At 69.9% G+C, this 24,194-nt stretch carries 20 protein-coding genes and 2 pseudogenes; 10 read left to right on the plus strand and 12 right to left on the minus strand.

Features of this window, described 5'->3' with window-relative positions; translation table 11 throughout:
- The first annotated feature begins 6 nt into the window (after window positions 1–6).
- Window positions 7–978, plus strand: coding sequence for an aldose epimerase family protein (locus ACI2L1_RS36980; RefSeq protein WP_404743813.1), 972 nt, complete (start codon window positions 7–9; stop codon window positions 976–978).
- Window positions 979–1,052: 74 nt separating this feature from the next.
- Here the strand turns inward: ACI2L1_RS36980 and ACI2L1_RS36985 are convergent.
- The 3 genes and pseudogenes from ACI2L1_RS36985 to ACI2L1_RS36995 form a co-directional block, all read right to left on the minus strand.
- A pseudogene (locus ACI2L1_RS36985) lies at window positions 1,053–3,515 on the minus strand (glycoside hydrolase family 3 protein).
- Between the two features lie 77 nt (window positions 3,516–3,592).
- The gene (locus ACI2L1_RS36990) at window positions 3,593–3,940 is read right to left on the minus strand and encodes a YrdB family protein (RefSeq protein WP_404743814.1); all 348 of its coding nucleotides are present in this window, start codon (window positions 3,938–3,940) and stop codon (window positions 3,593–3,595) included.
- A gap of 11 nt (window positions 3,941–3,951) precedes the next feature.
- Window positions 3,952–4,341 (minus strand): RidA family protein, encoded by a 390-nt coding sequence (locus tag ACI2L1_RS36995; RefSeq protein WP_404743815.1) that lies wholly within the window; start codon window positions 4,339–4,341, stop codon window positions 3,952–3,954.
- 49 nt (window positions 4,342–4,390) lie between these two features.
- On the opposite strand from ACI2L1_RS36995, the gene ACI2L1_RS37000 reads away from it, so the two are divergent.
- Window positions 4,391–5,347 (plus strand): LysR family transcriptional regulator, encoded by a 957-nt coding sequence (locus ACI2L1_RS37000; protein WP_404743816.1) that lies wholly within the window; start codon window positions 4,391–4,393, stop codon window positions 5,345–5,347.
- 74 nt (window positions 5,348–5,421) lie between these two features.
- Window positions 5,422–6,651: a pyroglutamyl peptidase gene (locus tag ACI2L1_RS37005; protein WP_404743817.1), complete on the plus strand. Its 1,230-nt coding sequence runs from the start codon at window positions 5,422–5,424 to the stop codon at window positions 6,649–6,651.
- A 25-nt stretch (window positions 6,652–6,676) separates the two neighbouring features.
- Here ACI2L1_RS37005 and ACI2L1_RS37010 read toward each other — a convergent pair whose 3' ends face one another.
- A complete protein-coding gene (locus ACI2L1_RS37010; protein WP_404743818.1) occupies window positions 6,677–7,480 on the minus strand; it encodes an EI24 domain-containing protein in 804 nt (267 codons plus the stop codon).
- 24 nt (window positions 7,481–7,504) lie between these two features.
- A complete protein-coding gene (locus ACI2L1_RS37015) occupies window positions 7,505–8,368 on the minus strand; it encodes a hypothetical protein (protein WP_404743819.1) in 864 nt (287 codons plus the stop codon).
- 328 nt (window positions 8,369–8,696) lie between these two features.
- Between ACI2L1_RS37015 and ACI2L1_RS37020 the strand changes: the two are divergent.
- Window positions 8,697–8,986 (plus strand): annotated as a pseudogene (locus tag ACI2L1_RS37020) (peptidase M28); the annotation flags it as partial.
- Between the two features lie 14 nt (window positions 8,987–9,000).
- A complete protein-coding gene (locus tag ACI2L1_RS37025; protein ID WP_404743820.1) occupies window positions 9,001–10,152 on the plus strand; it encodes a serine hydrolase domain-containing protein in 1,152 nt (383 codons plus the stop codon).
- Window positions 10,153–10,395: 243 nt separating this feature from the next.
- On the opposite strand, the gene ACI2L1_RS37030 is transcribed toward ACI2L1_RS37025, so the two are convergent.
- A complete protein-coding gene (locus ACI2L1_RS37030) occupies window positions 10,396–11,394 on the minus strand; it encodes an NADP-dependent oxidoreductase (protein WP_404743821.1) in 999 nt (332 codons plus the stop codon).
- A gap of 105 nt (window positions 11,395–11,499) precedes the next feature.
- Between ACI2L1_RS37030 and ACI2L1_RS37035 the strand changes: the two genes are divergently transcribed.
- Window positions 11,500–11,934: a MarR family winged helix-turn-helix transcriptional regulator gene (locus tag ACI2L1_RS37035; protein WP_404743822.1), complete on the plus strand. Its 435-nt coding sequence runs from the start codon at window positions 11,500–11,502 to the stop codon at window positions 11,932–11,934.
- 132 nt (window positions 11,935–12,066) lie between these two features.
- On the opposite strand, the gene ACI2L1_RS37040 is transcribed toward ACI2L1_RS37035, so the two are convergent.
- The 6 genes from ACI2L1_RS37040 to ACI2L1_RS37065 all read right to left on the minus strand — a co-directional run bounded on the left by ACI2L1_RS37040 (window position 12,067) and on the right by ACI2L1_RS37065 (window position 19,170).
- On the minus strand, window positions 12,067–13,041 hold the full coding sequence (locus ACI2L1_RS37040) for a hypothetical protein (protein ID WP_404743823.1): 975 nt from the start codon (window positions 13,039–13,041) through the stop codon (window positions 12,067–12,069).
- Window positions 13,042–13,222: 181 nt separating this feature from the next.
- Window positions 13,223–14,248 carry a galactofuranose ABC transporter, permease protein YjfF gene (gene yjfF / locus ACI2L1_RS37045; protein WP_404743824.1) on the minus strand — a complete coding sequence of 342 codons (1,026 nt, stop codon included), beginning with the start codon at window positions 14,246–14,248 and terminating at the stop codon, window positions 13,223–13,225.
- On the minus strand, window positions 14,248–15,357 hold the full coding sequence (locus ACI2L1_RS37050) for an ABC transporter permease (protein WP_404743825.1): 1,110 nt from the start codon (window positions 15,355–15,357) through the stop codon (window positions 14,248–14,250). The genes yjfF and ACI2L1_RS37050 overlap by 1 nt, the downstream gene beginning before the upstream one ends.
- A complete protein-coding gene (locus tag ACI2L1_RS37055) occupies window positions 15,354–16,892 on the minus strand; it encodes a sugar ABC transporter ATP-binding protein (protein ID WP_404743826.1) in 1,539 nt (512 codons plus the stop codon). Before ACI2L1_RS37055 ends, ACI2L1_RS37050 begins: the two co-directional genes overlap by 4 nt.
- Before the next feature lie 110 nt (window positions 16,893–17,002).
- Window positions 17,003–18,004, minus strand: coding sequence for an ABC transporter substrate-binding protein (locus tag ACI2L1_RS37060; protein WP_404743827.1), 1,002 nt, complete (start codon window positions 18,002–18,004; stop codon window positions 17,003–17,005).
- A gap of 149 nt (window positions 18,005–18,153) precedes the next feature.
- Window positions 18,154–19,170: a LacI family DNA-binding transcriptional regulator gene (locus tag ACI2L1_RS37065; RefSeq protein WP_404743855.1), complete on the minus strand. Its 1,017-nt coding sequence runs from the start codon at window positions 19,168–19,170 to the stop codon at window positions 18,154–18,156.
- 487 nt (window positions 19,171–19,657) lie between these two features.
- Here ACI2L1_RS37065 and ACI2L1_RS37070 point away from each other — a divergent pair, with 487 nt between their 5' ends.
- The 4 genes from ACI2L1_RS37070 to chvE all read left to right on the plus strand — a co-directional run bounded on the left by ACI2L1_RS37070 (window position 19,658) and on the right by chvE (window position 24,146).
- Window positions 19,658–20,815 (plus strand): mandelate racemase/muconate lactonizing enzyme family protein, encoded by a 1,158-nt coding sequence (locus ACI2L1_RS37070; protein ID WP_404743828.1) that lies wholly within the window; start codon window positions 19,658–19,660, stop codon window positions 20,813–20,815.
- Window positions 20,812–21,816, plus strand: a complete 1,005-nt coding sequence (locus tag ACI2L1_RS37075) for a zinc-binding dehydrogenase (protein WP_404743829.1) — start codon at window positions 20,812–20,814, stop codon at window positions 21,814–21,816. Before ACI2L1_RS37070 ends, ACI2L1_RS37075 begins: the two co-directional genes overlap by 4 nt.
- 108 nt (window positions 21,817–21,924) lie before the next feature.
- Window positions 21,925–22,896, plus strand: coding sequence for a hypothetical protein (locus tag ACI2L1_RS37080; protein WP_404743830.1), 972 nt, complete (start codon window positions 21,925–21,927; stop codon window positions 22,894–22,896).
- A gap of 143 nt (window positions 22,897–23,039) precedes the next feature.
- Window positions 23,040–24,146, plus strand: coding sequence for a multiple monosaccharide ABC transporter substrate-binding protein (chvE, locus tag ACI2L1_RS37085; RefSeq protein ID WP_404743831.1), 1,107 nt, complete (start codon window positions 23,040–23,042; stop codon window positions 24,144–24,146).
- Window positions 24,147–24,194 lie beyond the last annotated feature (48 nt).

Consider the following 24,194-nt stretch of genomic DNA (forward strand, 5'->3'; position numbering starts at 1 on the left):
CCGCACATGAACGAACTCTTCGCCACACTTTCCGACGGCACACCGGTCCACCGCTGGACCCTGGAGCGCGCGGGCGTCCGGGTGCGGATCCTGTCGTACGGCGGGATCGTGCAGTCGGTCGAGGTCCCGGACCGGGACGGGCGTACGGCGGACGTGGTGCTGGGGTTCGCCGGTCTGGACGGGTATCTCGAGCACCCGGGGCCGTATCTCGGGGCGTTCATCGGGCGGTACGCGAACCGGATCGCGGGCGGCCGTTTCGAGCTGGACGGGCTGACGTACGCGCTCGCGCCCAACAACGCGCCCAACTCCCTGCACGGCGGGGAGAACGGCTTCGACAAGCGGGTGTGGGACGCGGAGGCGGTCGGCGAGCACGGGGTGCGGCTGAGCCGGGTCAGTGCGCATGGTGAGGAGGGTTTCCCGGGGCGGCTCACGGTCTCGGGGACCTACACGCTGGACGAGTCGGGTGCGCTGCGGATCGCGTACGAGGCGGTCACGGACGCGCCGACCCTCGTGAACCTGACCAACCACAGCTACTTCAACCTGGCCGGTTCCGGGAACGCGGGCGGGCACGAACTGCGGATCGCCGCCTCGCGGTTCACGCCGGTCGACGCGGATCTGATCCCGACGGGGGTGGAGGAGGTCGCGGACACGCGGTTCGACTTCCGTCAGGAGCGGAAGGTCGGTGCCGGTTACGACCACAACTTCGTGCTCGACAAGGGGGTCACCGAGGCTCCCGTCGAGGTCGCCGAGCTGTACGACCCCTCCTCCGGCCGGGTGCTGACGGTCGCGACCACCGAGCCGGGGCTCCAGTTGTACACCGCGGACCATCTCACCGAGCCCTTCGCGCCCGGTGACGGCATCGCGCTGGAGACCCAGCACTTCCCGGACTCCCCGAACCGGCCGGAGTTCCCGAGCACGGTGCTGCGGCCGGGCGAGGTCTTCCGGTCGGAGACCGTGTACGGCTTCGGTACGCGCTGAGAGACACACGAGCCCCGGCCCAGGGGTCAGGTCCCGGGCCGGGGCTGCTTGTGTGAGGGCTGTGCCCCCTGGGATCAGACGTTAATCGTCACGGTGAGCCGACGGTCCTCGATCGAGCGTCCGACCTGGATTTCGTACGAACCTTTCACATACGACCACGATGAGGTCTTCTCGTCCCAGATCTCGAAGGCCCGGGGCGGGATCTCCACGGTGACCTCGACGCTCTCGCCGGGGCCGGCCTCGGCTCCCGCGAATCCGGCGAGCCGGCGGGCCGGGCGCGCGGCGTCGGGTTCGGTGGGTGCTTCGGCGTCGGCGGGCGCCAGGTAGATCTGGACGACCTCGCGGCCGGCGCGGCTGCCGGAGTTGCGCAGCCGGACCCGGAGGGTGCTGCCGTGGACCTCGACGGACTCGTAGGTCCAGTCGGTGTAGCCGAGGCCGTGCCCGAAGGGGTAGGCAGGGGTGCGGCCCTCCTTCTCCCAGGCCGCGTAACCGATGAAGACGCCTTCGTCGTAGGAGAGTTCACCGTCCGTGGGGACGACCCGGGTGACCGGGGCGTCGGCCAGGGTGCCCCAGGTGGTGGGGAGACGGCCGCCGGGTTCGTGGGCGCCGGTCAGCACGTCGGCGAGGGCCGCGCCGCCCTCCTGGCCGGGGAACCAGCTGAGCAGGACGGCGGCGACGTCGTCCCGCCAGGGCAGCTCCACCGGGGAGCCGGAGTTGACGATCACGACGGTGTTCGGGTTGGCGGCGGCGACCGCGCGGACCAGGTCGTTCTGGCGGCCGGGGAGGGTGAGGTCCTTGCGGTCGTAGCCCTCGGACTCGACGCGGTCGGTGGTGGCGACCACGACGACAGCCGTGTCGGCTTGCCGTGCCGCCTCGACGGCCTCGGCGATCAGCTCGTCGGGATCGCGCCGGGGGTCCTGGTGGGCGAGGGAGAATCCGACGACCTTCATCGGGACGTCCTCCGGAATGACGACGACATGGGTCAGGGAGACCCGGACCGGTTCGCCCGCCGTCAGTTCCACCTCGGCGCGGGGCTCGGGGGCGGCGAAGAAGGAGATGAAGGGGCCGTCCTCGTCGTTCCTCTAGACGTCGTCGTAGTACGTGATGCCGTCGACGACCAGCTTGAAGACGCCGAGCCCCTTGATGCCGAAGGTGTGCGAGCCGGTCTCACGCGGGGTGAAGGTGCCGGTCAACTCGACGGTGTGCAGGGTCTCGTGGGTGACGCCCTCGGGGAGGTCCGAACCCATCCACTGGATCTGGCCGTTGGGCGCGGAGGCCGTCGCGATGACCTTGCCGTCCGTGTCGCGACAGACCGCCTGGAGGGTGAACCCCTTGTCGGCGACGGCGAGTTCGGTGTTGGGGTCGGCGCCGACGGCGTAGCTGAGGGTGCCCTCGGGGAGGGCTGCGGTGAGGCCGTCGAGCGGGGAGACGATGCGGTCGGGGAAGACGGTGGCGGAGCCGCCGCCGAGGACACGGGCGTCGCGGGCTGCGGCGCCGACGAGGGCGACCGTGCCGTTCGGCTTCAGTGGCAGGACGCCGTTGCCGTTCTTCGCGAGGACGAAGGCGCGGCGGGCGATCTCACGGGCCAGCTCGATGCCGTCGACGGTCTCCGGGAGCTCGGTGACGGCGGGTTCGGCGCCGTCCAGGATGCCGACGCGGGCGGCGAGCCGCAGCACGTTGCGTACGGCCGTGTCGACCGCGCTCTCGTCGACCTCGCCGTTGCGGACGGCCCGGGCTAGGGCCTGGCCGTAGACGGTGGTCGGGCCGGGCATGGCGACGTCGAGGCCGCCCTCGATGGCGCCCTTGGTGGAGCGGGCGGCCATCCAGTCGGAGACGTTGCAGCCGTCGAAGCCCCATTCGCCGCGCAGGACTTCGTTGACCAGGTGGTGGTGCTCGGTCATGGTCGTGCCGTTGACCGTGTTGTAGGCGGTCATGATGCCCCACGGGTAGGCGTTCTCGACGATGTGCTCGAAGGGCGCCAGGTACAGCTCGCGCAGGGCGCGTTCGGAGACCAGGTTGTTCACCGTGAAGCGGTCGGTCTCGGCGTCGTTGGCGACGAAGTGCTTGACGGTGGTGCCGACTCCGCCCTCCTGTACGCCGGTGACGTACCCGGCGCCGATCCGTCCCGTCAGGTACGGGTCCTCGCTGTAGGCCTCGAAGTGGCGGCCGCCGAGCGGGGAGCGGTGGAGGTTGACGGTCGGTGCGAGCAGGACGTGGACGCCTTTGCGGCGGGCCTCCTGGGCGAGCAGTACGCCTGCCCTGCGGGCGAGTTCCGGGTCCCAGGTCGCGGCGAGCGCGGTCGGGGAGGGCAGGGCGATCGACGGGTCGTCAGCGCTCCAGCGCACACCCCGGACGCCGATCGGTCCGTCGGACATGACGAGGGAGGCCAGGCCGATCTCCGGGAGCGCGGGCAGGGACCACATGTCCTTTCCGGCCAGAAGCCCCGCCTTGGCGTCCAGGTCGAGCACGGCCAGGGCCGTCTCGACGGCGGCCTCGCGGGCCCGGTCGGCGGAGGTGGTCTCCTCGGGTGCCGCCATGGGCTGCCTCCTCGTTGAAGTCCGTGGATGACTCCATCCTGCCTCGGCTGCACGCGAGGGAATCGAAACGGCAACCGTCAAAAGGGGGCCACTCTGCGGTCCCAGAGGTGGGCGAGGGTCTTGCTGACCGCGCACACGCACGCGAAGGCGAACGCCCAGATGTGCTGCCCGGCGGCGTCCAGCAGAGCGACGCCCGTTCCGAACCAGAGCACCTCGAAAACGACGCGGGCCGCGCCGTGGAGCTTGAACCTCGCCCTCGGGGATCCGAACAGTCCCCACAGCCAGCAGAGGACGGTCGTCCCGAAGAGGGCGGCGAGAGGAGCCGCGTCGGAGCCGCTGCGGTAGGCGTAGTACCAGACGGACCCGAGGACCCCGAGTTCCGTCAGGAACACGACGCCCAGGTTCACGGCCTTCGCTGTCTTCACGCGGGGCAGTATCACCCGCCCGCCGTCACCGCCGCCACGATTTCGATCTCGATCCGTGCCTCGGGCCTGAACAGCCGGGGCACCTCGAAGGTCATGCTGGTGGGCGGGGTCCCGGTGAGGAACTCCCTTCGTACGGCGCCGTATTGCTCCAGCTCGGAGATGTCGGTGAGGTAGGTGCGGATGTTGATGACGTCGGCCAGGGTCGCGCCGTGGGCCGCCAGCAGCGCGGCGAGGGTCTCGAAGACACCCCGGGCCTGTTCGGCGAGCGTGGCGCCCTCGGCGATCTGGCCGGAGACGAACAACAGGGCGCTGCCGTCGGCCTGTTCGACGCGGGCGACCTGGGAGTAGTAGGGGCTCAGGGGCTGGGGCGCGGTGGCCGGGTTGCCGAGGGTGACCTTCATGGCCTCGACGCTAGGGTGACGCTTGCGATGCGACAAGCGAATGTCCAGCATGGCTGTCATGCCGAATCCGCATCGCCTCGATGTTCCCGATCTCGCCACCGTCTGGCTGCGGGTCTTCCTGGAGGTCGCCCGGCACGGCTCGTTCACCGTGGCCGCGCGCACCCTGGGCTGGACGCAGTCGGCGGTGTCCCGGCAGATCTCCTCGCTGGAGGCGGCGCTGGGCGGGGCTCCGCTGTTCGACCGGCTGCCGCGGGGCGTACGGCTGACGGAGGCCGGGCGGCTGGTCGTGCCGTACGCGGAGACCGTCACCGGGGCACTGCGCGGCGCCGCGCGCGAACTTGCGGCGCTGCGTGAAGTGACGGACGGGCGGCTGCGGTTCGGGGCGTTCCCGACAGCGGACGCGGCTCTGGTCCCGCACGCCCTCGGGATCTTCCGCGACCGCCACCCGCGGGTGCGGATGTCCCGCGAGGAGGGGCTCACGCCGGCCCTGCTGGAGCGGCTCGCCGAGGGGCGTCTGGATCTCGCGGTGGTCTCCACGACGGGCGGGGCGCCACTGTCGGCGTACGAACTCCACCATCTCCTCGACGAGCCGCTGTACGTCGCCGTCCCGGCCGGGCATCCGCTGGCGGGCGAGGGCCCCGTACGGCTGGGGCGGCTGTCCGACGCCGACTGGATCTCCGGGAGTCCGCGGCCCGAGGGCACCCTCCTCGACGCGGCCCTGCGGCAGGGGTTCCGGCCGCGGATCGCGCATGTCGTCGGCGAGTGGACCGCCAAGCAGGGGTACGTCGCCGCGGGGCTCGGGGTGGCGCTGGTACCGGCGCTCGCCGCGGAGTCCGTACGGACGGACATCGTGCTGCTGCCGGTGCTCGACGAGGAGGCTCCGGCGCGGACGGTGTACGCGGCGGTGGTGCGGGGGCGGTCCCTCTCGCCGGCCGGGGCGGCGTTCGTCGGGGCGCTGCGGGAGGCGGCGGGGCGGATTCCCGGTGCGTCGCTCCCCATGGCGTAGACCACTTCCGTCACGCGATACTGCCGTCGTCCGGCACCACTCGCGCCCCACCGCGACGGAAGGCCTGAACTCCCTTGAGATCACTGTTCGTTCGGATCGGCATCCTCGGACTGACCCTGCTGGCGGGACCGGCGGTCCCGGCGACCGCGGCGGCGGCCGAGTCCGCGCCCTCGCCCACGGTGGAGGAGCAGCGGCTCGACAAGGCGGTGCCGCGGGAGATCCTGGAGCGGTCGGGATTCGACGCCGTGACGCCCCGCTTCACTCGGGCTCTCGGGTCGGCGCACTCCTACGCGGAGGCGCGGAAGGTCGTCGTACGGCAGGGGTCCGCGCTGTGGAAGCGGGCGGTGGACCGGGCGCAGGGGCGAGGGCCTGACGGTGGGGATCTGAGCCGGGACGACGATCGGCCGCTGTACTGGGCGCGGTTGGGGATGACGCGTGAAGTGCGGACCTGGGAGCCGTCGTTCGGGGTGTCGGACGGGCAACGGGCCGCGCTGCTCGGCGAGTTGGAGCGAACCTCTCGGGGGCAGACCGCCGTGCGGTATCCGGCCGGAGACAAGCTGAAGCGGGTGCTGGTCACCGGGTTCGATCCGTTCACGCTGGACCGGGACATACGGATCTCCAATCCGTCGGGGGCGACCGCGCTCGCGCTCGACGGGACGGTGATCCGGACGGCGTCGGGGCCCGCACGGGTGGAGGCCGTCGTCTTTCCGGTGCGGTGGCGGGACTTCACGGAGGGCACCGTGGAGCGGGCCCTGCGGCCGTATCTGAAGGAAGTGGATCTCTTCACGACCGTGAGCCAAGGGCGGGTGGGGCGGTTCGACGTCGAGCGGACCAACGGGGCCTGGCGGGGCGGTTTTCCGGACAACGACAACATCGGGGTGACGGAGACGGTTCCGGTGCGCGATCCGGGCTCGCAGCCGCAGTGGACGACCACGACGTTGCGGTACAAGGCGATCGTGGACGCGGACACCGGGCGGTTTCCGGTCTACGACAACACGAGCGTGACCGAGATTCCGGCGGGAGGGACCGAGGCCGTCGTCCGTCCGGACGGGCCGACCGCCGGGTCCACGGCGCGGGCCGGGGGCGGCGGGAACTACCTCTCCAACGAGATCGCCTACCGGGCCACGCTGCTGCGGGACCGGCTGGGGCTGCACGATACGCTCCCGGGCGGGCATGTCCACACACCTGTGCTGGAGTTCGGGTCCGGCAACACCACGGAGGTCACCGATCCGGAGTTCGTCCGGAATCGGCTGGACATCATCGCGCAGGTGCGGGCGATTCTGGTGGTGGCGGTGGGGGCGTAGAGGTTTCGGCTGAAAGGTGTCATCGTCAGGTTCCGAGTTCGCCGGACACCGGCTCCTCGTCGGGCTCCTCGTGCTCGTCCCGGGTTTCCTCGCCCAGCAGGTCACGGGCCATCAGCGTGGCTCCCGCGACCGCGCCCGGCATCAGGAAGACCGCTACGAAGGGGACGAGGAAGGCCAGGCCGAGGGGGGTGCCGAAGCCCCAGATCAGGGGCTTGCGGGAGCGGAGGAGGGTGAGGCGGGCGCGGAGTTGGACGCCTCGGCGCTGGAGGGCGACCGCGGTCAGTTCCTCGGTGAGGAAGAAGCCCGTGACGAAGAAGCCGATCACGGGGATGAGCGTCTGGCCGATGAAGGGGATGAAGCCCAGGGCGAAGAGCAGCACCGCCCACAGGAGCGCCCGGATCACGATGCGGATGCTGTCCCTCGCCGAGATCCACAGCTCGCGCCACAAGGGGAGGCCGGACTCGGGGGCCGTGCCGTCCGGGGAGACGTCCCGGTCGACCTTCTCGGAGAGGTTCTCGTAGAAGGGCTGGCCGACGAGGAGGGTGACCGCGGTGAAGGTGAGGACCGACAGGAGGAGGGCCAGGGCGAACAGGACCACCGTCAGGAAGCCGCGGAACAGGCCCTGCCAGGGGCTCGACCAGTCGTCGGCGAACGGCGTCGCCCAGGACACGAAGTTCTCGCCCCAGGTCGCCAGCGCCACCAGCGCCGCCACGTAGAGCACCAGGGTGATCAGGCCCGGGATCAGTCCGAAGCCGTACTGCTTGCCGTGCCGGGCCACCCACCGCTGGCCCTTCAGGAGATAGTGGAAGCCCGCCCCGAGATCACGCATGGCCGAAACCCTATCGGGTCGCCTTCAGGCCGGGGACACGGCCACCACCACCCCCTGTTCCGCCGCAGGGGACACCGCCGCCGACACCCGTACGGCGACCGCCCGCGCCACACCGCCCGTGCGGGCGGCGGCGGCCAGCAGTGCGGGCTGGAGCCGTTCAAGACCGGACACGAACAGTTCCTCGCCGGTGATCAGCATCGGACGGGCCGCCTTCGCCGTGGCCGCCGCCGCGTCCGTGAGGTCGGCGAGGGGCGGGAGCGTCGCGCGTACGACCCCGGCGCCGGCGTTGGCCGCCCGTTCGGCCAGCGCCACCTGCAGCGGCATCAGCGGGGCCAGCGCGGCCGTCAACGCGTCGGCGATTCGGCGCAGTTCGGGGGTCGAGTCGTGCAGTACGTCGGTCGCCGCGCGGATCAGCGGGGTGAGGGCGAGCAGCACCCCGGCGGCCACGCCCGCCGCCGCGGGGAGCAGCGGTGACGTCGCCTCCACCAGCTCGCCGAGCGCGGTCGCGAACTCCTCGACCGCCGGTTCCACCGCGTCCAGGACGGGAAGCAGGCTGTCACCGAGGGCAGCGAGCAGTGCCCGGGCCGGTTCGCTCACCGGGTGCACGGCCAGCGGGGCGCCCGTCGTACCGAGCCGGGTGAGGGTGTCGACGATCCGGTAGAACGCCTCCTGGGCCTGCGGGGAGGCGCTCGCCTCGGCCAGTTCCGCCGTCGTCTCGCGCAGCACGCGCAGCGCTTCGGCGCCCGAACCGTCCCTCGGGTCCAGGGTGTTGATCGCGATCCTGGTGATGTTCCCGGCTGTGTCGAGGAGTTGGCCGGTGATGTCGGTGGTGTTCCGCGCCATGCGCAGGACGTCGTCCCTGCTGGGGAGCGAAGGGATCGTGGCCATGGGCTTCTCCTGTCGGAACTCGCTCGCCGCCCGCTTCCGATGACCTCAGCATGCCCCGTCGGAGAGCCCGAGATGGGCCATCCGGGGTATCCGCGCCACGAACTCCCTCTTGTTGCGGTTGAGTCGAACAGATGCATTTCGCCGTACCGATCACAGGAAGCTCCGGAGGAGGTACGCGTGCACATCACGAGAACTGTTCCCGCGAGACCCGTCCGGCTCATCGCCCTCACGAGCGCACTGCTGCTCACCCCGAACAGCGCGACCGCGGACCCCCTTCCGGGACCAGGAGGAGGGCTGGGACGACTGGCCGGTCTTCACCCCGGAGTACGCGGCCACGGGGCTGCTGGCGGCGCAGCCGGTCGAGGGCAACGGGGACGCCAACGGCGTGGTGCGCGTGGAGCAGTCGTACGCCACGGGGAACCCGCTGGTCTCCGGGCGCTGGCCGCCCCTGTCGGACGGTTCCGGCGGTCCCGCCGCCGCGGCGGGGCAGGCCTCGGTCGTCAGTGGCCCCCAAGCCGTCCTGTTCGGCACCGAACCCCTCTTCCGGGATCACTCGAAGGGAAGTTCGCCCAGGTCGGACGGGCGTTGTTCACCATGGCGCACGCGAGCAGCGGCTGAGGTTGAGGAGAGCGATGACACAGGAGATCCACGGCACCGTCGCGGACGGCTTCGAGGCGGTGCGGGAGGAGTTCGCCGCGTTCGTGGCGGGCGAACGGCCGGACTACGAAGGTCAGTTGAGCGCGTTCGTGCACGGTCGGCGGGTCGTCGACCTGTGGGCCGGTGAGGGTGTCGGGCCGGACTCCCTCTACGGCGTGTTCTCGTCGACCAAGGGCGCCGCCCATCTGGTCGTGGCGCTCCTCGTCCAGGAGGGGACCCTGGAGCTGGACCGCAAAGTGACCTACTACTGGCCGGAGTTCGCGGCCGAGGGCAAGGGCCAGCTGCCCCTGCGCGACCTGCTGGCGCACCGGGCCGGGGTGATCGGCCTGGACGCCGGGTTCACCGCGCAGGAGCTGACGGACGACCGGGCGATGGCGGAACGGCTCGCGGACCAGAAGCCGTTCTGGCGCCCCGGCACGGCCTTCGGCTACCACGCGCTGGTCATCGGCGCGCTTACCGGCGAGATCGTCCGGCGGGCGACCGGCCGCACACTCCAGGAGGTGTACGAGGAGCGGATCCGGGCCCCGTACGGGCTGGACTTCCACCTGGGCCTGCCCGAGTCCCTGGAGCCCCGTTACCGCTCGGTGCAGCCGATGGCGCCGACGGCCACCCAGCAGGCCCTGCTGGACGCGACACCGACGGGCCCGCACACCCTGGCCGCGATCGCCTTCAACCAGCATGTGCCGGACCCGGGCGACCTGGCCGACTACGCCAACTCCCGTGCCGTACGCGCGAAGGGCCCGGCCTCGGCGGGTGGCGTGGGGGCGGCGCGCGGGCTGGCCGGGATGTACGCGGCGGCGATCAGCGAGATGGCTGACCGCCCGCCCCTGCTGAAGCCCGACACGATCGCCGAGGTGGGCCAGATCCACTCCGTCGGCTACGACCTGGTGGCCCGGGCCCACAAGTCGTACGGTCTGGGCTTCCAGGCCACGGCCGACATGTGGCACCCCTTCCTCGGCGCCGGTGCCTTCGGCCACAGCGGCGCGGGCGGTTCCCAGGCCTTCGCCGATCCCCGCAGCGGCCTGGCCTACGGCTACACCCGCCGCCGGATGGCGTTTCCGGGAGGGGCGGCGCCGGAGAACGACCGGTTGGTGAAGGCCGTACACAGAGCGGCGCTGGCCGTGTGACAGGAGCGGAGGCCGCGCCCCACGTCCAGGGGTGCGGCCTCCGTCCTTCACGACCGACGGGCTCCGTCAGACGAGCGTCACGGAGATGTTCCCGCGGGTCGCCTTCGAGTACGGGCAGACCTGGTGGGCTTCTCAACAAGGGCCCGGGTCCGGCGCAAGCTGCGCCCCCCAGGGGTGTTCGGGTGGCACTTCACCCCGCCGGACGAGGCACCGAACGCAGACACGAGGGCGGACGAAGAGGCGTCACAGCTTGACGATCATCTTCCCGGTGTTGTCGCCGCGCAGGACCCCGAGGAACGCCTCCAGGTTGTTCTCGATGCCCTCGACGACCGTCTCGCGGTACTTGAGCTGCCCGGACGCCACCCACGGGCCGACCTCGGCGACGAACTCCGGCTGGAGGTCGTAGTGGTCGTTGACCAGGAAGCCCTCGATGCGGCCGCGGGTCTGGATCAGCCGGGCGAGGTTGCGCGGGCCGGGCGCGGCCTCGGTGTCGTTGTAGACGGAGATCATGCCGCAGACGGCGATACGGCCGTCCCGGTTGAGGGAGCCGATGGCGGCCTCCAGGTGGTCACCGCCGACGTTGTCGAAGTAGACGTCGATGCCGTCGGGGGCGGCCTCGCGCAGCTGCTGGCTCACCTTGCCGCTCTTGTAGTTGAAGGCGGCGTCGAAGCCGTACTCCTCGACGAGCAGCTTGACCTTGTCGTCGGAGCCGGCCGAGCCGATGACCCGGGAGGCGCCCTTGAGCTTGGCGATCTGGCCGACCTGGCTGCCGACGGCTCCCGCGGCGCCGGAGACGAAGACCGTGTCGCCCTCCTTGAAGGAGGCGGTGCGCAGGAGGCCGGCGTAGGCGGTGAGGCCGGTCATGCCGAGGACGCCGAGGTAGGTGGACAGGGGTGCGGCGTCGGGGTCGACCTTGCCGGCCTGCTGGGCGTCGAAGGTGGCGTACTCGCGCCAGCCGCCGAAGTGCAGGACGTGGTCGCCGACCGCGATGCCCTCGGCGTTGGAGGCGACGACCTCGCCGACCGCGCCGCCCTGCATGGCCTTGCCCAGCTCGAAGGGGGCGACGTACGACTTGGCGGCGCTCATACGGCCACGCATGTACGGGTCCACCGAGAGGTACTTGTTACGGACCAGTATCTGCCCCTCGCCGGGCTGCCGGACCTCCGCCTCGACCAGGGCGAAGTCCTCGGGCTTGGGCCAGCCCACCGGGCGGGAGAGGAGGTGCCACTCGCGGTTGATCATGACGGAGCCTTTCCGATGTACTTCAGTACCGATTTACTTCAATGCCTGAAACAACCATGCTCCTGAATATTTCATGTTGTCAAGTAACGGGGTATTCTGGAGCGCATGCCCACTCCTCACACGCCCCGGCCCGACGCGCTGACCCTGGAGGTCGTCGAGCTCATCGGCGACGTGGTGGCCCGCTTCTACTCGGACTACGAGGACGCGGCCGCGGAGCACTCCCTCACCGGGGCACAGGCGCGGCTACTGAGTCTGCTGTCCCTGGAGCCGCTGCCCATGCGCAAGCTGGCGCAGAAACTGAAGTGCGAGCCGTCGAACGTCACGGGGATCGTGGACCGGCTCGAAGCGCGGGGGCTCGTGGAGCGGCGGCCGGATCCGGCGGACCGGCGGGTGAAGGTGGCGGCGGCGACCGAGGAGGGGCGGCGGGTGGCGCGGGGGCTGCGGGAGGGGCTGCGGTTCGCGCGGGAGCCGCTGGCGGGGCTGTCGGAGGGGGAGCGGGAGTCTTTGCGGGACTTGTTGCGGCGGATGCTTGAGGCGTGACGGGGGTGTTGTCCGTCTGCGGGTGCGTCGTGGCCGGTCGCGCAGTTCCCCGCGCCCCTGGGTGGGTGCAGCTGGGCCTGCTTCGAGTGCACCCGCTTAGGGGCGCGGCCGAACTTCACACAAGCGAAGCCCTTACGAGCACCACCACAGGATCTGTGTGCACGTTTCCGATGGGGAAGGCTCCGGGGTCGGGGATGCCGAGGTCGGTGCCGTCGTGGGGGTGCTTTTGCCGGTCGGGGTCGCCGATGCCCAGGCCGAGGCCGACTGGGGGGCCTTCGTGACGTTCACCTTGTCCGCGTCCTCGGTCTTCGAGGCCGAGGGGGACGGGGACTTCGAGGGTTCCTCGCCGGGAGAACCCGACGGAACGATTCCGCTCGGGTCGGAGACCGGTTCGGCGGACGTGCTCGGGGTCGATGTGGCGTCGCCGTCCGTCGAGTCGGCGCCCGCCGCGCCCGGCTTGGGGGAGCTGCCCGGTGCGTCCATGCCGAGTTCCGCGAGGCTGAGGCCGCCCGCCGCGAGGACGAAGCCGGCGGCTATCAGCAGGGTTCTGCGACGGCGGCGGCGGTGGGCCGCGGCTTTGCGGTCGCGTCGGCTGGCACCGCCCGCGGGGTCGCCCGGATCGTCATTGTCGTCGCCGTGGTCGTCACGGTCGTCGTAGCCGTCGTGACCGTCGCCGCCGTCTCCGCCGCGGCCGTCGTCACCGTCTCCCCCGTCGCCGGGGCCCGCGGAGTCGTCGAGGTTCTCGGCGTCGTAGCTCTCCACGTCGGCGGTCCGCGCCACCTCGTACCCCTGCGGCGTCCCGTGCCCGGCGGGCACACCCGGGTAGGGGACGATCTCGTGGCCCAGCATCGGGCCCCCGTGGCCTTCCACGCCGTACCCGGCGAATCCCTGACCGCCGTAGGCCTCCGGGGCACCCGCCTGGGCGCCACCGGCGTACATGCCGCCGTCGTACTGCGCCGCGGCTCCGACCGGCACCGCCTGCGGATGAACCTGCTCGGGCACGTAAGGGTGGGCCGCGTACGCGCGCAGCGTTTCGAGCGAGGTGCCGCACCCCGGGCAGGCGAGGGCGCCGTTGAGGTGCCGTCGGCACGGGAGGCAGTAGTCCATGACGCGGGAAGAATAAGTTCCGCGCGGGGAACGTTCCTAGGGATACCCGTGAAGGTTCGGTGCGGAACCGCCAGTTCGCGTTCGCCCGGCCGGGGGCAAGGACGACCATTCCACGCCAACTCACGACACACCGGCGCGGTCCGTCGCACATATGCCGTGCGACGGACCGCGCCGGCCAGGATCAGGTCTTCTTACGGGTCGTCATGGCGCGCTGGATCAGGATGAACGCGCACAGCAGCACACCGGTGGCGATCTTCGTCCACCAGGAGCTGAGCGTGCCCTCGAACTGGATGATGCTCTTGATCAGGCCCAGGACGAGGACGCCGAAGAGCGTGCCCAGGACGTAGCCGGAACCGCCCGTCAGCAGCGTGCCGCCGATGACGACCGCGGCGATCGCGTCGAGTTCCATGCCGGTGGCGTGCAGCGGGTCACCGGACTGGATGTACAGGGTGAAGAGCAGACCGGCCAGGGCCGAGCAGAAGCCGCTCACCGTGTACACGGCGATCTTGGTGCCGCCCTGCGGGAGGCCCATCAGCATGGCTGACTGCTCGTTGCCGCCGATGGCGTACACCCGCCGTCCGAAGCGTGTGTAGTGCAGGACGTAGAAGGCCACGGCGAGAACGACGAGCGAGACGATGGCGCCGACCGACAGGAAGCCCAACCCCAGCGACGCCTGTGCCTGCGCCAGGCTGCTCACCGTGGAGTCGTCGATGGCGATCGACTCCTTGCTGATGACCAGGCACAGGCCCCGGAAGAGGAAGAGGCCGGCGAGGGTCACGATGAAGGGCTGGATCTCGAAGTTGTGGATCACATAGCCCATCAGGAAGCCGCCGAAGGCTCCCACGCCCAGCGCGATGGGGATGACGACCAGGATCGGCAGGCCCTGCTTCTCCACCAGCCATGCGGTGAGCATGGTCGTGAAGCCGATCACGGAGCCGACGGACAGGTCGATGCCGCCGGAGAGGATCACGAAGGTGGCGCCGACTGCGGCGACCAGCAGATAGCCGTTGTCGATGAACAGGTTGAGGAAGACCTGCGGTTCGCCGAAACCGTAATTCGTGTAGCGGCTCAGGCCCCCGATGTACATCGCGAGGAAGAGCGTGGCGGTCACCAGGACGGGCAGACGCCGGTCGCCGAGCAGCCGCGCGGCCCTGGACGGCGTACGACGGCTGTCGGGTGCCGTGGGGGTCTGGGTGGCCGTGCTCATCACGACACCTCCATCTTGGGGGCCGCCGCGGTCGAGGAGGCGGTGTCCGTCGGGGTGGAGGACGGCTTGCCGCCTCCCTTCGTACCGGCCCCGGTGCCGAACCTGGCGCCGAACACCTTGGCACGGAACTTCGGGGACTGGAGCAGGCAGACGACGATGACGACGGCGGCCTTGAAGACCAGGTTGGTCTGGGTCGGTACGCCGATGGTGTAGATCGTGGTGGTCAGGGTCTGGATGACGAGGGCGCCCACCACCGTGCCGCCGATCGAGAACCGCCCGCCGAGGAGTGACGTGCCGCCGATGACGACGGCCAGGATCGCGTCCAGCTCGATCCACAGGCCGGCGTTGTTGCCGTCCGCCGCCGAGGTGTTGGAGCTGATCATCAGGCCCGCGATACCGGCGCACAGCGCGCAGAACACGTACACCATGATCTTGATGCGGCGGGAGCGGATGCCGACCAGGCGGCTGGCCTCCGCGTTGCCGCCGACCGACTCGACGAGGAGGCCGAGGGCGGTCCTGCGGGTGAGGGCCACCGTGACGGCGACGACGGCCGCCACCACGAAGATGGAGAACGGCAGGGTCAGCCAGTAGCCGCCGCCGATCAGCTTGTACGGCTCGCTGTTGATGGTGATGATCTCGCCGTCGGTGATCAGCTGGGCCACGCCTCGGCCCGCGACCATGATGATGAGGGTCGCGATGATCGGCTGGATGCCCATCCGGGCGACCAGGAAGCCGTTCCACAGACCGCAGACGATCGCGGCCACCAGGCCGATGCCCATCGCCAGGAAGACTCCGGCCAGGGCGTCCTGATCGGACCGGTCGCTGATGTACGAGCAGGTCAGGGCGCCGGTGATGGCGACGACCGCGCCGACCGAGAGGTCGATGCCGCCGGTCGCGATGACCAGGGTCATGCCGACCGCCACCAGGATCAGCGGCGAGCCGAACAGCACGATCGAGACGAGGCTGCCGTAGAGGTGGCCGTCGGTCATCCTGATCGAGAAGAAGTCGGGGGTGAAGGGAACGTTGATCAGCAGCAGGACGACCAGCACGGCCACCGGCCAGAACAGGTGATGCTGTGTCAGCGTTCGCCAACGAGGCGTGGTGGTCACTGGTGCTCTCCGCTCGCGATGGTCTCCAGGATCCGGGTGGGGGTGATCTCGGGCCCGTTGGCGATCCGGGCGACCAGCTTGCGGTCGCGCAACACACCGATGGTGTGGCTGAGCCGGAGCACCTCCTCCAGTTCGGCCGCGATGTACAGCACGGACATGCCTTCCTCGGAGAGCGAGACCACCAGTTTCTGGATCTCCGCCTTCGCGCCGACGTCGATGCCGCGCGTCGGCTCGTCGAGGATCAGCAGCTTCGGCTGGGTGATCAACCAGCGGGCCAGGAGCACCTTCTGCTGGTTTCCGCCGCTCAGCTGGCCCACCCGGGCCTCCGGGTTGGCGGGGCGGATGTCGAGGGCCTTGATGTACTTGGCGACGAGTTCGTCGCGCTGGGCGACCGGGATGGGACGGGTCCAGCCACGGGCCGCCTGGAGGGCGAGGATGATGTTCTCCCGTACCGTCAGGTCGGGGACCAGTCCCTCCGTCTTGCGGTTCTCCGAGCAGAACGCGACCCCGGCGCCGATCGCGTCGTTCGGCGCGCTCATCGAGACCTGCTTGCCGTCGATCGTCACCTTGCCGCTGTCGGGCTGGTCGGCGCCGAAGAGGAGCCGGGCGAGTTCGGTGCGGCCGGAGCCGAGGAGGCCGGCCAGCCCCAGGACCTCGCCCTTCTTGATCTCCAGGTCGAAGGGGGCGATACCGCCCGTCCGGCCGAGGCCGTCCGCCTGGACCAGGGTCTCGCCGACGTCGGCGTGCAGCTGGTGCTCGTGGAGCCCCTCCAGCTGGTCCATGGCCTTGCCGATCATCAGCTGGATCAGTCCGACCTGGTCCAGTTCACTGACCAGGTGCTCGCCGACGAGGGTGCCGTTGCGCAGGACGGTCATGCGGTCGCAGATCTCGTAGATCTGGTCGAGGAAGTGCGAGACGAACAGGATCGCCACGCCCTCGTCCCTCAACTGCCGCATCAGACGGAACAGTTCGAGGACCTCGTCGCGGTCGAGGCTGGACGTCGGCTCGTCGAGGACCAGCACCTTGGTGCCGGCTCCGGCGCCGTCGCTGTCTCCGGTGCCCACCGACCGTACGATCGCGACCAGTTGCTGCACGGCCAGGGGGTACGAGGACAGGGGCGCGGTGACGTCGATGTCGAGGCCGAGGCGGTCGACGAGTTCCGCGGCCTCCTTGCGCATGCGCTTCCAGTCGATGCGGCCCAGGCGCGTGGGTTCACGTCCGATGAAGATGTTCTCCGCCACCGAGAGGTTGGGGCAGAGATTCACCTCCTGGTAGACGGTGCTGATGCCGGCCTGCTGCGCCTGGAGCGGGCTGCCGATGTGCACGGTTTGCCCGTCGAGGGTGACGGTGCCACCGTCCAGCGGGTAGACGCCGGTCAGCACCTTGATGAGGGTGGACTTACCGGCTCCGTTCTCGCCCATCAGGGCGTGGATCTCGCCGGGGAAGAGCCGGAAGTCGACACCCGACAGAGCCCGTACCCCCGGAAACTCCTTGACTATGCCCGTCATCTCCAGGACGGGCCGCGGCTCTGCCATGGCAGCGCTCCTCTTTGACTCTTGAATCTCGTTCTGACTCTTGAATCGCGTTCAGGCCCGCAGGGAGCCTCCGCTCGTGGTGGGGGCTCCCTGCCGATCGGTGCGGTGGGTCAGTACTTGCGGGTGGGGAGCGCGGCGGCGGCCTGGTCCTGCATGAAGTCGCCTTCCTTGGTCTTGATCCAGCGCTCGACCGTCTCGCCGTCCTTGACCTTCTGGACGACCTCCATCAGCTGGGGGCCGAGCAGCGGGTTGCACTCGACGATGGCGTTGATCTTGCCCTCGGACATGGCCACGAAGCCGTCCTTCACGCCGTCGATCGAGACGATCAGGATGTCCTTGCCGGGCTTCTTGCCGGCCGCCTCGATGGACTGGATGGCTCCGATGGCCATGTCGTCGTTGTGCGCGAACAGGACGTTGATGTCCGGGTTGGACTGGAGGAAGGCGGCCATGACCTGCTTGCCGCCGGCCCGGGTGAAGTCCCCGGTCTGGCTGACGACGATCTTCCAGTCGTCCGCGTGGTCGGCGTCCATGACCTCCTTGAAGCCCTTGGCGCGCTCGATCGCGGGGGCGGCACCGGTGGTGCCCTCCAGCTGGGCGATCTTCACCTGGCCCTTGAGCCCCGCCTTCGCGATGACCTTCTCCAGGATCTTGCCGGCGCGGCGGCCCTCGTCGGTGAAGTCGGAGCCGACCAGGGTGACGTACAGGGACTCGTCGGAGGTCTCGACGGAGCGGTCGGTGAGGACCACCGGGATCTTCTTGGCCTTGGCCTCCTTGAGCACCGCGTCCCAGCCGGTGACGACCACCGGGGAGAAGGCGATGACGTCCACGCCCTGGGTGATGTAGCTGCGGATCGCGGAGATCTGGTTCTCCTGCTTCTGCTGCGCGTCGGAGAACTTGAGGGTGTAGCCCGCCTCCTTGGCCGCGGCCTTCACCGAGTCGGTGTTGGCGCTGCGCCAGCCGCTCTCCGAGCCGACCTGGGAGAAGCCGAGGACGAGCGCCTTGCTGCCGCCGGAGCCGGCGGAGGAGCTGTCGTCCTCCTTGGCGCAGGCCGCCAGGCCCGTCGCGGCCGCCACGCCGACCGCCGCGGTGAGGAAGTTCCTTCTGCTGAGCATGTGTCTTCTCCTTTGAAGAGCCGGTCCGGGGACGGACCACTGCTACTCGATGGGACCGGCCGCACTGCGTCCAGCCTGTCGGTCATTGTTCGAAATATCGGCCATGCCGAGGGAGCGGAAGCCGATCGGTCGGTGCCGGTTGCGCTGGGTCAGCCGGGAGCGGCGCCCGGTTGCGGAAGGTACGGGAAGGTACTCGCACGAACGACGAGTTGGGGTTCGACGGCGATCCGGGACGACCCTGAGGGGGTGCGGCCCTCGATGAGATCCAGCAGGAGGCCGATACTCCGCTTGCCCACCGTCGCGAAGTCCTGCCGAACGGTGGTGAGCGGTGGGGCGAAGAACTCCGACTCCGGGATGTCGTCGAAGCCGACCACCGCGACGTCCTCGGGCGTGCGCACCCCCGCCTCCCGCAGGGCCCGCAACACCCCCAGTGCCATCTGGTCGTTGGCGACGAAGACGGCGGTCAGACCGCGGCCCACCCAGCCGGCCAGTTCCTGGCCCGCACGGTAGCCCGACAGGGGGCTCCAGTCACCCCCCAACGGCGTCGGAGGTGCGACACCCGCTTCTTCGAGGGTCGCCCGCCAGCCGTCGACCCGGTCCACCGCCTCCTGCCAGTCCTCGGGTCCGGCGAGATGCCAGACCGTGCGGTGGCCGGAGGCCAGCAGATGGCCGGTGGCCAGCCGCGCGCCCGCGCACTGGTCCACGTTGACGCTGGGGATCTCCACACCGGATCCGGTCCCCACGGCCACCACCGGGAAGGGCTGGCGGAGTTCGGCGAGGGCCTCGACCGCCGACCGCTGCGGGGCGAGGGCGATCACCCCCTCCACCCCACCCTCACTGAGGTGGTCCAGCGCCTCGGCCAGTGTCTCCACCGTCAGCCTGCGCAGACTGACCGTCGAGACCGCATACCCCTCGGCGCGCGCCGCCTCCTCCAGCGCGAACAGCGTGCTGGCGGGCCCGTAGAGCGTGGTGTTCGAGGCGACGACCCCGAGGGTCCGGGTTCGCCGGGTGGCCAGGGCCCGGGCGGAGGAGTTGCGGCGGTAGCCCATCTCCTCGATCGCGCGCTGCACCCTGACCCGTGTCTCGGCCCGCACGTTGGGGTGATCCCCCAGCACGCGGGACACCGTCTGGTGGGACACGCCGGCCAGGCGTGCCACGTCCGCCATGGTGGGCGGCCGCAGCGGCGAGTTTGCGTGCAAGTGGCCCACGGCTGCACCTCCTTGGCGATCACATGCGGACAAGTCCCTTGGTTCGACAGGTTGTTGCCTCACCATCGGGTTCGCACCCGGCGCCGGGAAAGCCGCAAAGTGCGGCACGGCAGGCCGAGTTCGGGCATTGCCGACATGGCACTCAGCCCTCCCCCGATGTCGCCCGGTGGCGACCGACGAATGCGGACGCCATTGTGAGCGCTAACAATCGGCAGCAGTCAAGGGTGCTGCGCCAGGGAGGCCGTCACGGTTGGATAACGCGATAAGCAAAGGGTGGCGGGGGTGTCGGCCGGCGATCCGGGAGCAGATGGTTGTGGTCCAAAACACGTCCAGGGTTCTCCGCCCGGACCCATTGACACCCCGACCGGGTCGTCCTTACTGTCGCGACAGCATTTCGAACGTGTGACGAAATCTCGAACAATCCAAAGAGGACCTAGGGAGCACCGTGCGCATCACGGGAATCAGCACGCACGTGGTCGGGACGCCGTGGCGGAACCTGACCTACGTCCAGGTGCACACCGACGAGGGGCTCACCGGCGTCGGCGAGACCCGCATGCTGGGCCACACCGACGCCCTGCTCGGCTACCTGCGGGAGGCCGAGGCCAACCACATTCTCGGTTCCGACCCGTTCGCTGTCGAGGACCTCGTCAAGAGGATGAAGTACGGCGACTACGGCCGGGCCGGCGAGATCGTCATGTCCGGCATCGCGGTGATCGAGATGGCCTGCTGGGACATCAAGGGCAAGGCCCTCGGGGTGCCGGTCTGGCAGCTCCTGGGCGGCAAGGTCACCGACAAGGTCAAGGCGTACGCCAACGGCTGGTACACCACGGAGCGGACGCCCGAGGCGTACCACAAGGCCGCCCAGGGGGTCATGGAGCGCGGGTACAAGGCGCTCAAGATCGACCCCTTCGGCACCGGCCACTTCGAGCTGGACCACGAGCAGAGCCTGTACGCCGTCTCGCTCATCGAGGCCGTCCGGGACGCCATCGGCCCCGACGCCGAGCTGATGCTGGAGATGCACGGCCGCTTCTCTCCGTCGACCGCCGTCCGGCTGGCCAAGGACCTCGCGCCCTTCAAGCCCGCGTGGCTGGAGGAGCCCTGCCCGCCGGAGAACCTGAAGGCGCTGGAGAAGGTCGCCGCCAAGGTCGACATCCCGGTGGCCACCGGTGAGCGGATCCACGACCGCATCGAGTTCCGCGAGCTCTTCGAGAGCCAGGCCGTGGACATCATCCAGCCCGACGTCGGCCACATCGGCGGCATCTGGGAGACCCGGAAGCTCGCCGCCACCGCCGAGACCCACTACATGCTGGTCGCCCCGCACAACGTGGGTGGTCCGGTGCTGACCGCCGCCTCCCTCCAGGTCGGGTTCACCTCCCCGAACTTCAAGATCCTTGAGCACTTCAACGACTTCGCCGACTCGGAGATCAAGAAGGTCGTCAAGGGCGCCCCGCAGGTCGTGGACGGCTACTTCCATCTCTCCGACGCGCCCGGTCTGGGCGTCGAGCTGGACGTCGACGCGGCCGCCGAGTTCCCGCAGCAGCAGGCCCGGTTCGACCTGTGGGCCGAGGGCTGGGAGCAGCGCAAGCCGAAGGGCGCGAAGTGAGCTCCGAGGTCGTCATCGAGGCGCCCGGCGAGCACCGGCTCGACGAGCACACCCCTCGTGAGCCCGCCGCCGGCGAGGCGCTGGTGCGCGTCCACGCCGTCGGCATCTGCGGCAGCGACCGCGAGGTCTACCAGGGCAACCGGCCCGAGGGGTACGTCCGTTACCCCCTCACGCCGGGCCATGAGTGGTCCGGGACGGTCGAGGCGGTGGGTGCGGGTGTGCCTTCAACTCTCGTCGGCCGCAAGGTCGTCGGCGAGGGCTTCCGCAACTGCCAGGTGTGCGACCGCTGTCACGCGGGCGAGACGACCCTGTGCGCGGCCGGGTACGAGGAGACCGGGTTCACCCAGCCGGGTGCGATGGCCACCACGCTCACCCTGCCCGCACGGCTGCTGCACGTCCTGCCGGACGACGCCGACCTGACGGCCGCCGCCCTGCTGGAGCCGGCCGCCTGTATCGCGGCCGCCGCGCTCAAGGCGAACGCCCTGCCCGGCGAGCGGGTGGCCGTCGTGGGCACCGGAACGCTCGGGATGTTCGCCGTTCAGTTCCTGAGGGCGGGCTCGCCGGCCGAGCTGCTCGTGGTGGGCACCCGGCCCGACCGGGCGGAGCTTTCGAAAGCTTTCGGCGCCAGCGACTTCCGTACCAAGGACCAGGAGCTCCCCGACGACTTCGACGTCGTCATCGAGACCGCCGGGTCCGCGGACGCGGCCCGTACCGCCGCCTCCCTGCTCCGGCGCGGCGGACGCCTGGTCCTGACGGGCATCCCGGCGCCGGGCGCCGAGGGTCTCGACCCGACCGACCTGGTCGTACGGCAGCTGGAGGTGCACACCGTCTTCGGTGCCCCGCCGGACGCCTGGGCGCACACGGTGCGGGTCTTCGGAGCCGGTCTCCTCGATCCGCTGCCGCTGGTCACCCACGAGCTGCCGCTCGACGGATTCCCGGAGGCGATCGAGCTGGTCGGATCCGGCGACCCGAAGGTGGGCAAGGTGCTGCTCCGCCCCTAGACGTACGCCGGTACGGGGTGACCTGACCACTCCGTACCGGCGTACCCCCAAGCCCCGCATGACTTGAGCCGCGAACCTTGTCCGAAATATCGAACCGAAGGACAGCTTGTGACGACCGACGCCTCCGCCACGGCGGCCCGCCGACCCGGTGAGCAGGCCCTCACCGCACTCGGCCTGGGCGCGCCCGCCCTCGACCCCGCCGACGCCTCCCCGCACTCCTTCCCCGGCGGCGGCAGCTGGCGCACCGAGATCCCTTCGTGCGAGGGTCCCGAAGCGCTGGCCGTCGTCCTGAAGGAAGCCTCGCGCCTCGATGTGCCGATCCACCGGATCAGCCAGGGCAGCGGCGTGTGGATGCTGACCGACGCCGAGATCACCGAGATGGTCGAGGCCACGGGTGAGCGCGACATCGAGCTCTGCCTGTTCACCGGCCCGCGCGGCACCTGGGACATCGGCGGCTCCGTCCGGACCGACTCGCGCGGCGGGGGCCTGCGGGCCCGGGGCCATGACGCGGTCGCCGGATGCGTCGAAGACGCCGTCCGGGCAACGGAGTTGGGCGTCCAGTGTCTTCTCGTCGCCGACGAGGGCGTGCTGTGGACGCTGCACCGGGCGCGCGCGGCCGGCATCATCCCGGCCGACACCACGCTGAAGCTGAGCGCGCTCATCGGGCCGGTCAACCCGGCCGCGTTCGCGGTGTACGAGAACCTGGGCGCCGACTCCATCAACGTGCCCAGCGATCTGACGCTCGATCATCTCACCGAGATCCGGCGGGTGTCCGCCGCCCCCATGGACATGTACATCGAGGCCCCCGACGATCTCGGCGGATATGTGCGGATGTACGAGGTCGCCGAGCTGATCCGGCGCGGCGCACCGCTGTACCTGAAGTTCGGTCTCTCCAAGGCTCCGGGGATCTACCCGTACGGCCACCACCTGCGCGATCTGACCCTGAGCACGGCCCGGGAACGGGTGCGGCGCGGTCGGCTCGCCCTGGACCTGCTCGCACGGCACGGAGCGGACGGCGACATGGCGCCGCTCGGTTCGCGGCTGCCCGGTGCGCTGAAGCGTTTCGAAACACCCTCATAACGTTTCGGGCCGACTCCCTTCACAAAAGAAGACGCAGTCACACACAATCCCACACACCTCTTCTCGGTCGGAGCCCGCACCTCGTTGCCAGAGCGTCCTCGCACCACCAGACCGAGCCCGTCCCGACATCAAGGATGATGATCATGCGTACTCGCCGAGCCGCACTCGCCGCCATAGCCGGCGCCGCCTCCCTCGCACTCACCCTCTCCGCCTGCGGCCAGAACAGCGAGGGCGGCAGCAAGGAGTCGACCGGCAGCGCCAAGGGAGGCACCATCGGCATCGCGATGCCGACCAAGTCCTCCGAGCGCTGGATCGCCGACGGCAACAACGTCGTCAAGAACCTGGAAGCCAAGGGCTACAAGACCAAGCTGGTCTACGGCGAGGACGACCCGGACCAGCAGGTCTCGCAGATCGAGAACCTGATCACGCAGGGCGTCAAGGGCCTGATCGTCGCGGCCATCGACAACAAGTCCCTGAACAACGTGCTCCAGCAGGCCGCCGACGCCAAGATCCCGGTCATCGCCTACGACCGCCTGATCCTCGGCACGAAGAACGTCGACTACTACGCGTCCTTCGACAACACCAAGGTCGGTGAGCTCCAGGCCAGCTACATCGTCGACAAGCTGGGCCTGAAGAGCGGCAAGGGCCCCTTCAACATCGAGCTCTTCGCCGGCTCCAACGACGACAACAACACCAAGTACTTCTTCAACGGCGCGATGAGCGTGCTGCAGCCGTACATCGACAGCAAGAAGCTCGTCGTCAAGTCCGGCCAGACCAAGCTCACCCAGGTCACCACGCTGCGCTGGGACGGTGCCACCGCCCAGAAGCGCATGGAGGACATCCTCACCTCGACCTACGGCAGCGCCAAGGTCGACGCGGTCCTGTCGCCGTACGACGGCATCTCCATCGGTATCCTCGCCGCGCTGAAGTCGGACGGCTACGGCTCCGCCAGCAAGCCGATCCCGGTCATCACCGGCCAGGACGCCGAGCTCGCCTCGGTGAAGTCGATCATCGCGGGCCAGCAGACGCAGACCGTCTACAAGGACACCCGCAAGCTCGCCGAGGTCGCCTCGACCATGGTGGACGACGTCCTCAACGGCAAGACGCCGGAGGTCAACGACACCAAGACGTACGACAACGGCAGCAAGGTCGTCCCGGCCTACCTGCTCCAGCCGGTGAGCGTCGACAAGACCAACTACACCAAGGAACTGGTCGACACGGGCTACTACAAGGCGAGCGAACTCAACTAGTCAGCTCCTCCCCTTCCGCCCAATTCCCCCTGATTGAAAGGCACGACC

The sequence above is a fragment of the Streptomyces sp. NPDC019531 genome, from assembly GCF_044903305.1.
GTDB lineage: Bacteria > Actinomycetota > Actinomycetes > Streptomycetales > Streptomycetaceae > Streptomyces.

Coding starts and splice junctions, on each gene's coding strand:
- ACI2L1_RS36980 (WP_404743813.1), top strand. CDS start 7: ATGAACGAACTCTTCGCCACACTTTCCGACGGCACACCGGTCCACCGC.
- ACI2L1_RS36995 (WP_404743815.1), bottom strand. CDS start 4,341: ATGAAGGTCACCCTCGGCAACCCGGCCACCGCGCCCCAGCCCCTGAGC.
- ACI2L1_RS37000 (WP_404743816.1), top strand. CDS start 4,391: ATGGCTGTCATGCCGAATCCGCATCGCCTCGATGTTCCCGATCTCGCC.
- ACI2L1_RS37010 (WP_404743818.1), bottom strand. CDS start 7,480: ATGCGTGATCTCGGGGCGGGCTTCCACTATCTCCTGAAGGGCCAGCGG.
- ACI2L1_RS37015 (WP_404743819.1), bottom strand. CDS start 8,368: ATGGCCACGATCCCTTCGCTCCCCAGCAGGGACGACGTCCTGCGCATG.
- ACI2L1_RS37025 (WP_404743820.1), top strand. CDS start 9,001: ATGACACAGGAGATCCACGGCACCGTCGCGGACGGCTTCGAGGCGGTG.
- ACI2L1_RS37030 (WP_404743821.1), bottom strand. CDS start 11,394: ATGATCAACCGCGAGTGGCACCTCCTCTCCCGCCCGGTGGGCTGGCCC.
- ACI2L1_RS37035 (WP_404743822.1), top strand. CDS start 11,500: ATGCCCACTCCTCACACGCCCCGGCCCGACGCGCTGACCCTGGAGGTC.
- ACI2L1_RS37040 (WP_404743823.1), bottom strand. CDS start 13,041: ATGGACTACTGCCTCCCGTGCCGACGGCACCTCAACGGCGCCCTCGCC.
- yjfF (WP_404743824.1), bottom strand. CDS start 14,248: ATGAGCACGGCCACCCAGACCCCCACGGCACCCGACAGCCGTCGTACG.
- ACI2L1_RS37055 (WP_404743826.1), bottom strand. CDS start 16,892: ATGGCAGAGCCGCGGCCCGTCCTGGAGATGACGGGCATAGTCAAGGAG.
- ACI2L1_RS37060 (WP_404743827.1), bottom strand. CDS start 18,004: ATGCTCAGCAGAAGGAACTTCCTCACCGCGGCGGTCGGCGTGGCGGCC.
- ACI2L1_RS37065 (WP_404743855.1), bottom strand. CDS start 19,170: ATGGCGGACGTGGCACGCCTGGCCGGCGTGTCCCACCAGACGGTGTCC.
- chvE (WP_404743831.1), top strand. CDS start 23,040: ATGCGTACTCGCCGAGCCGCACTCGCCGCCATAGCCGGCGCCGCCTCC.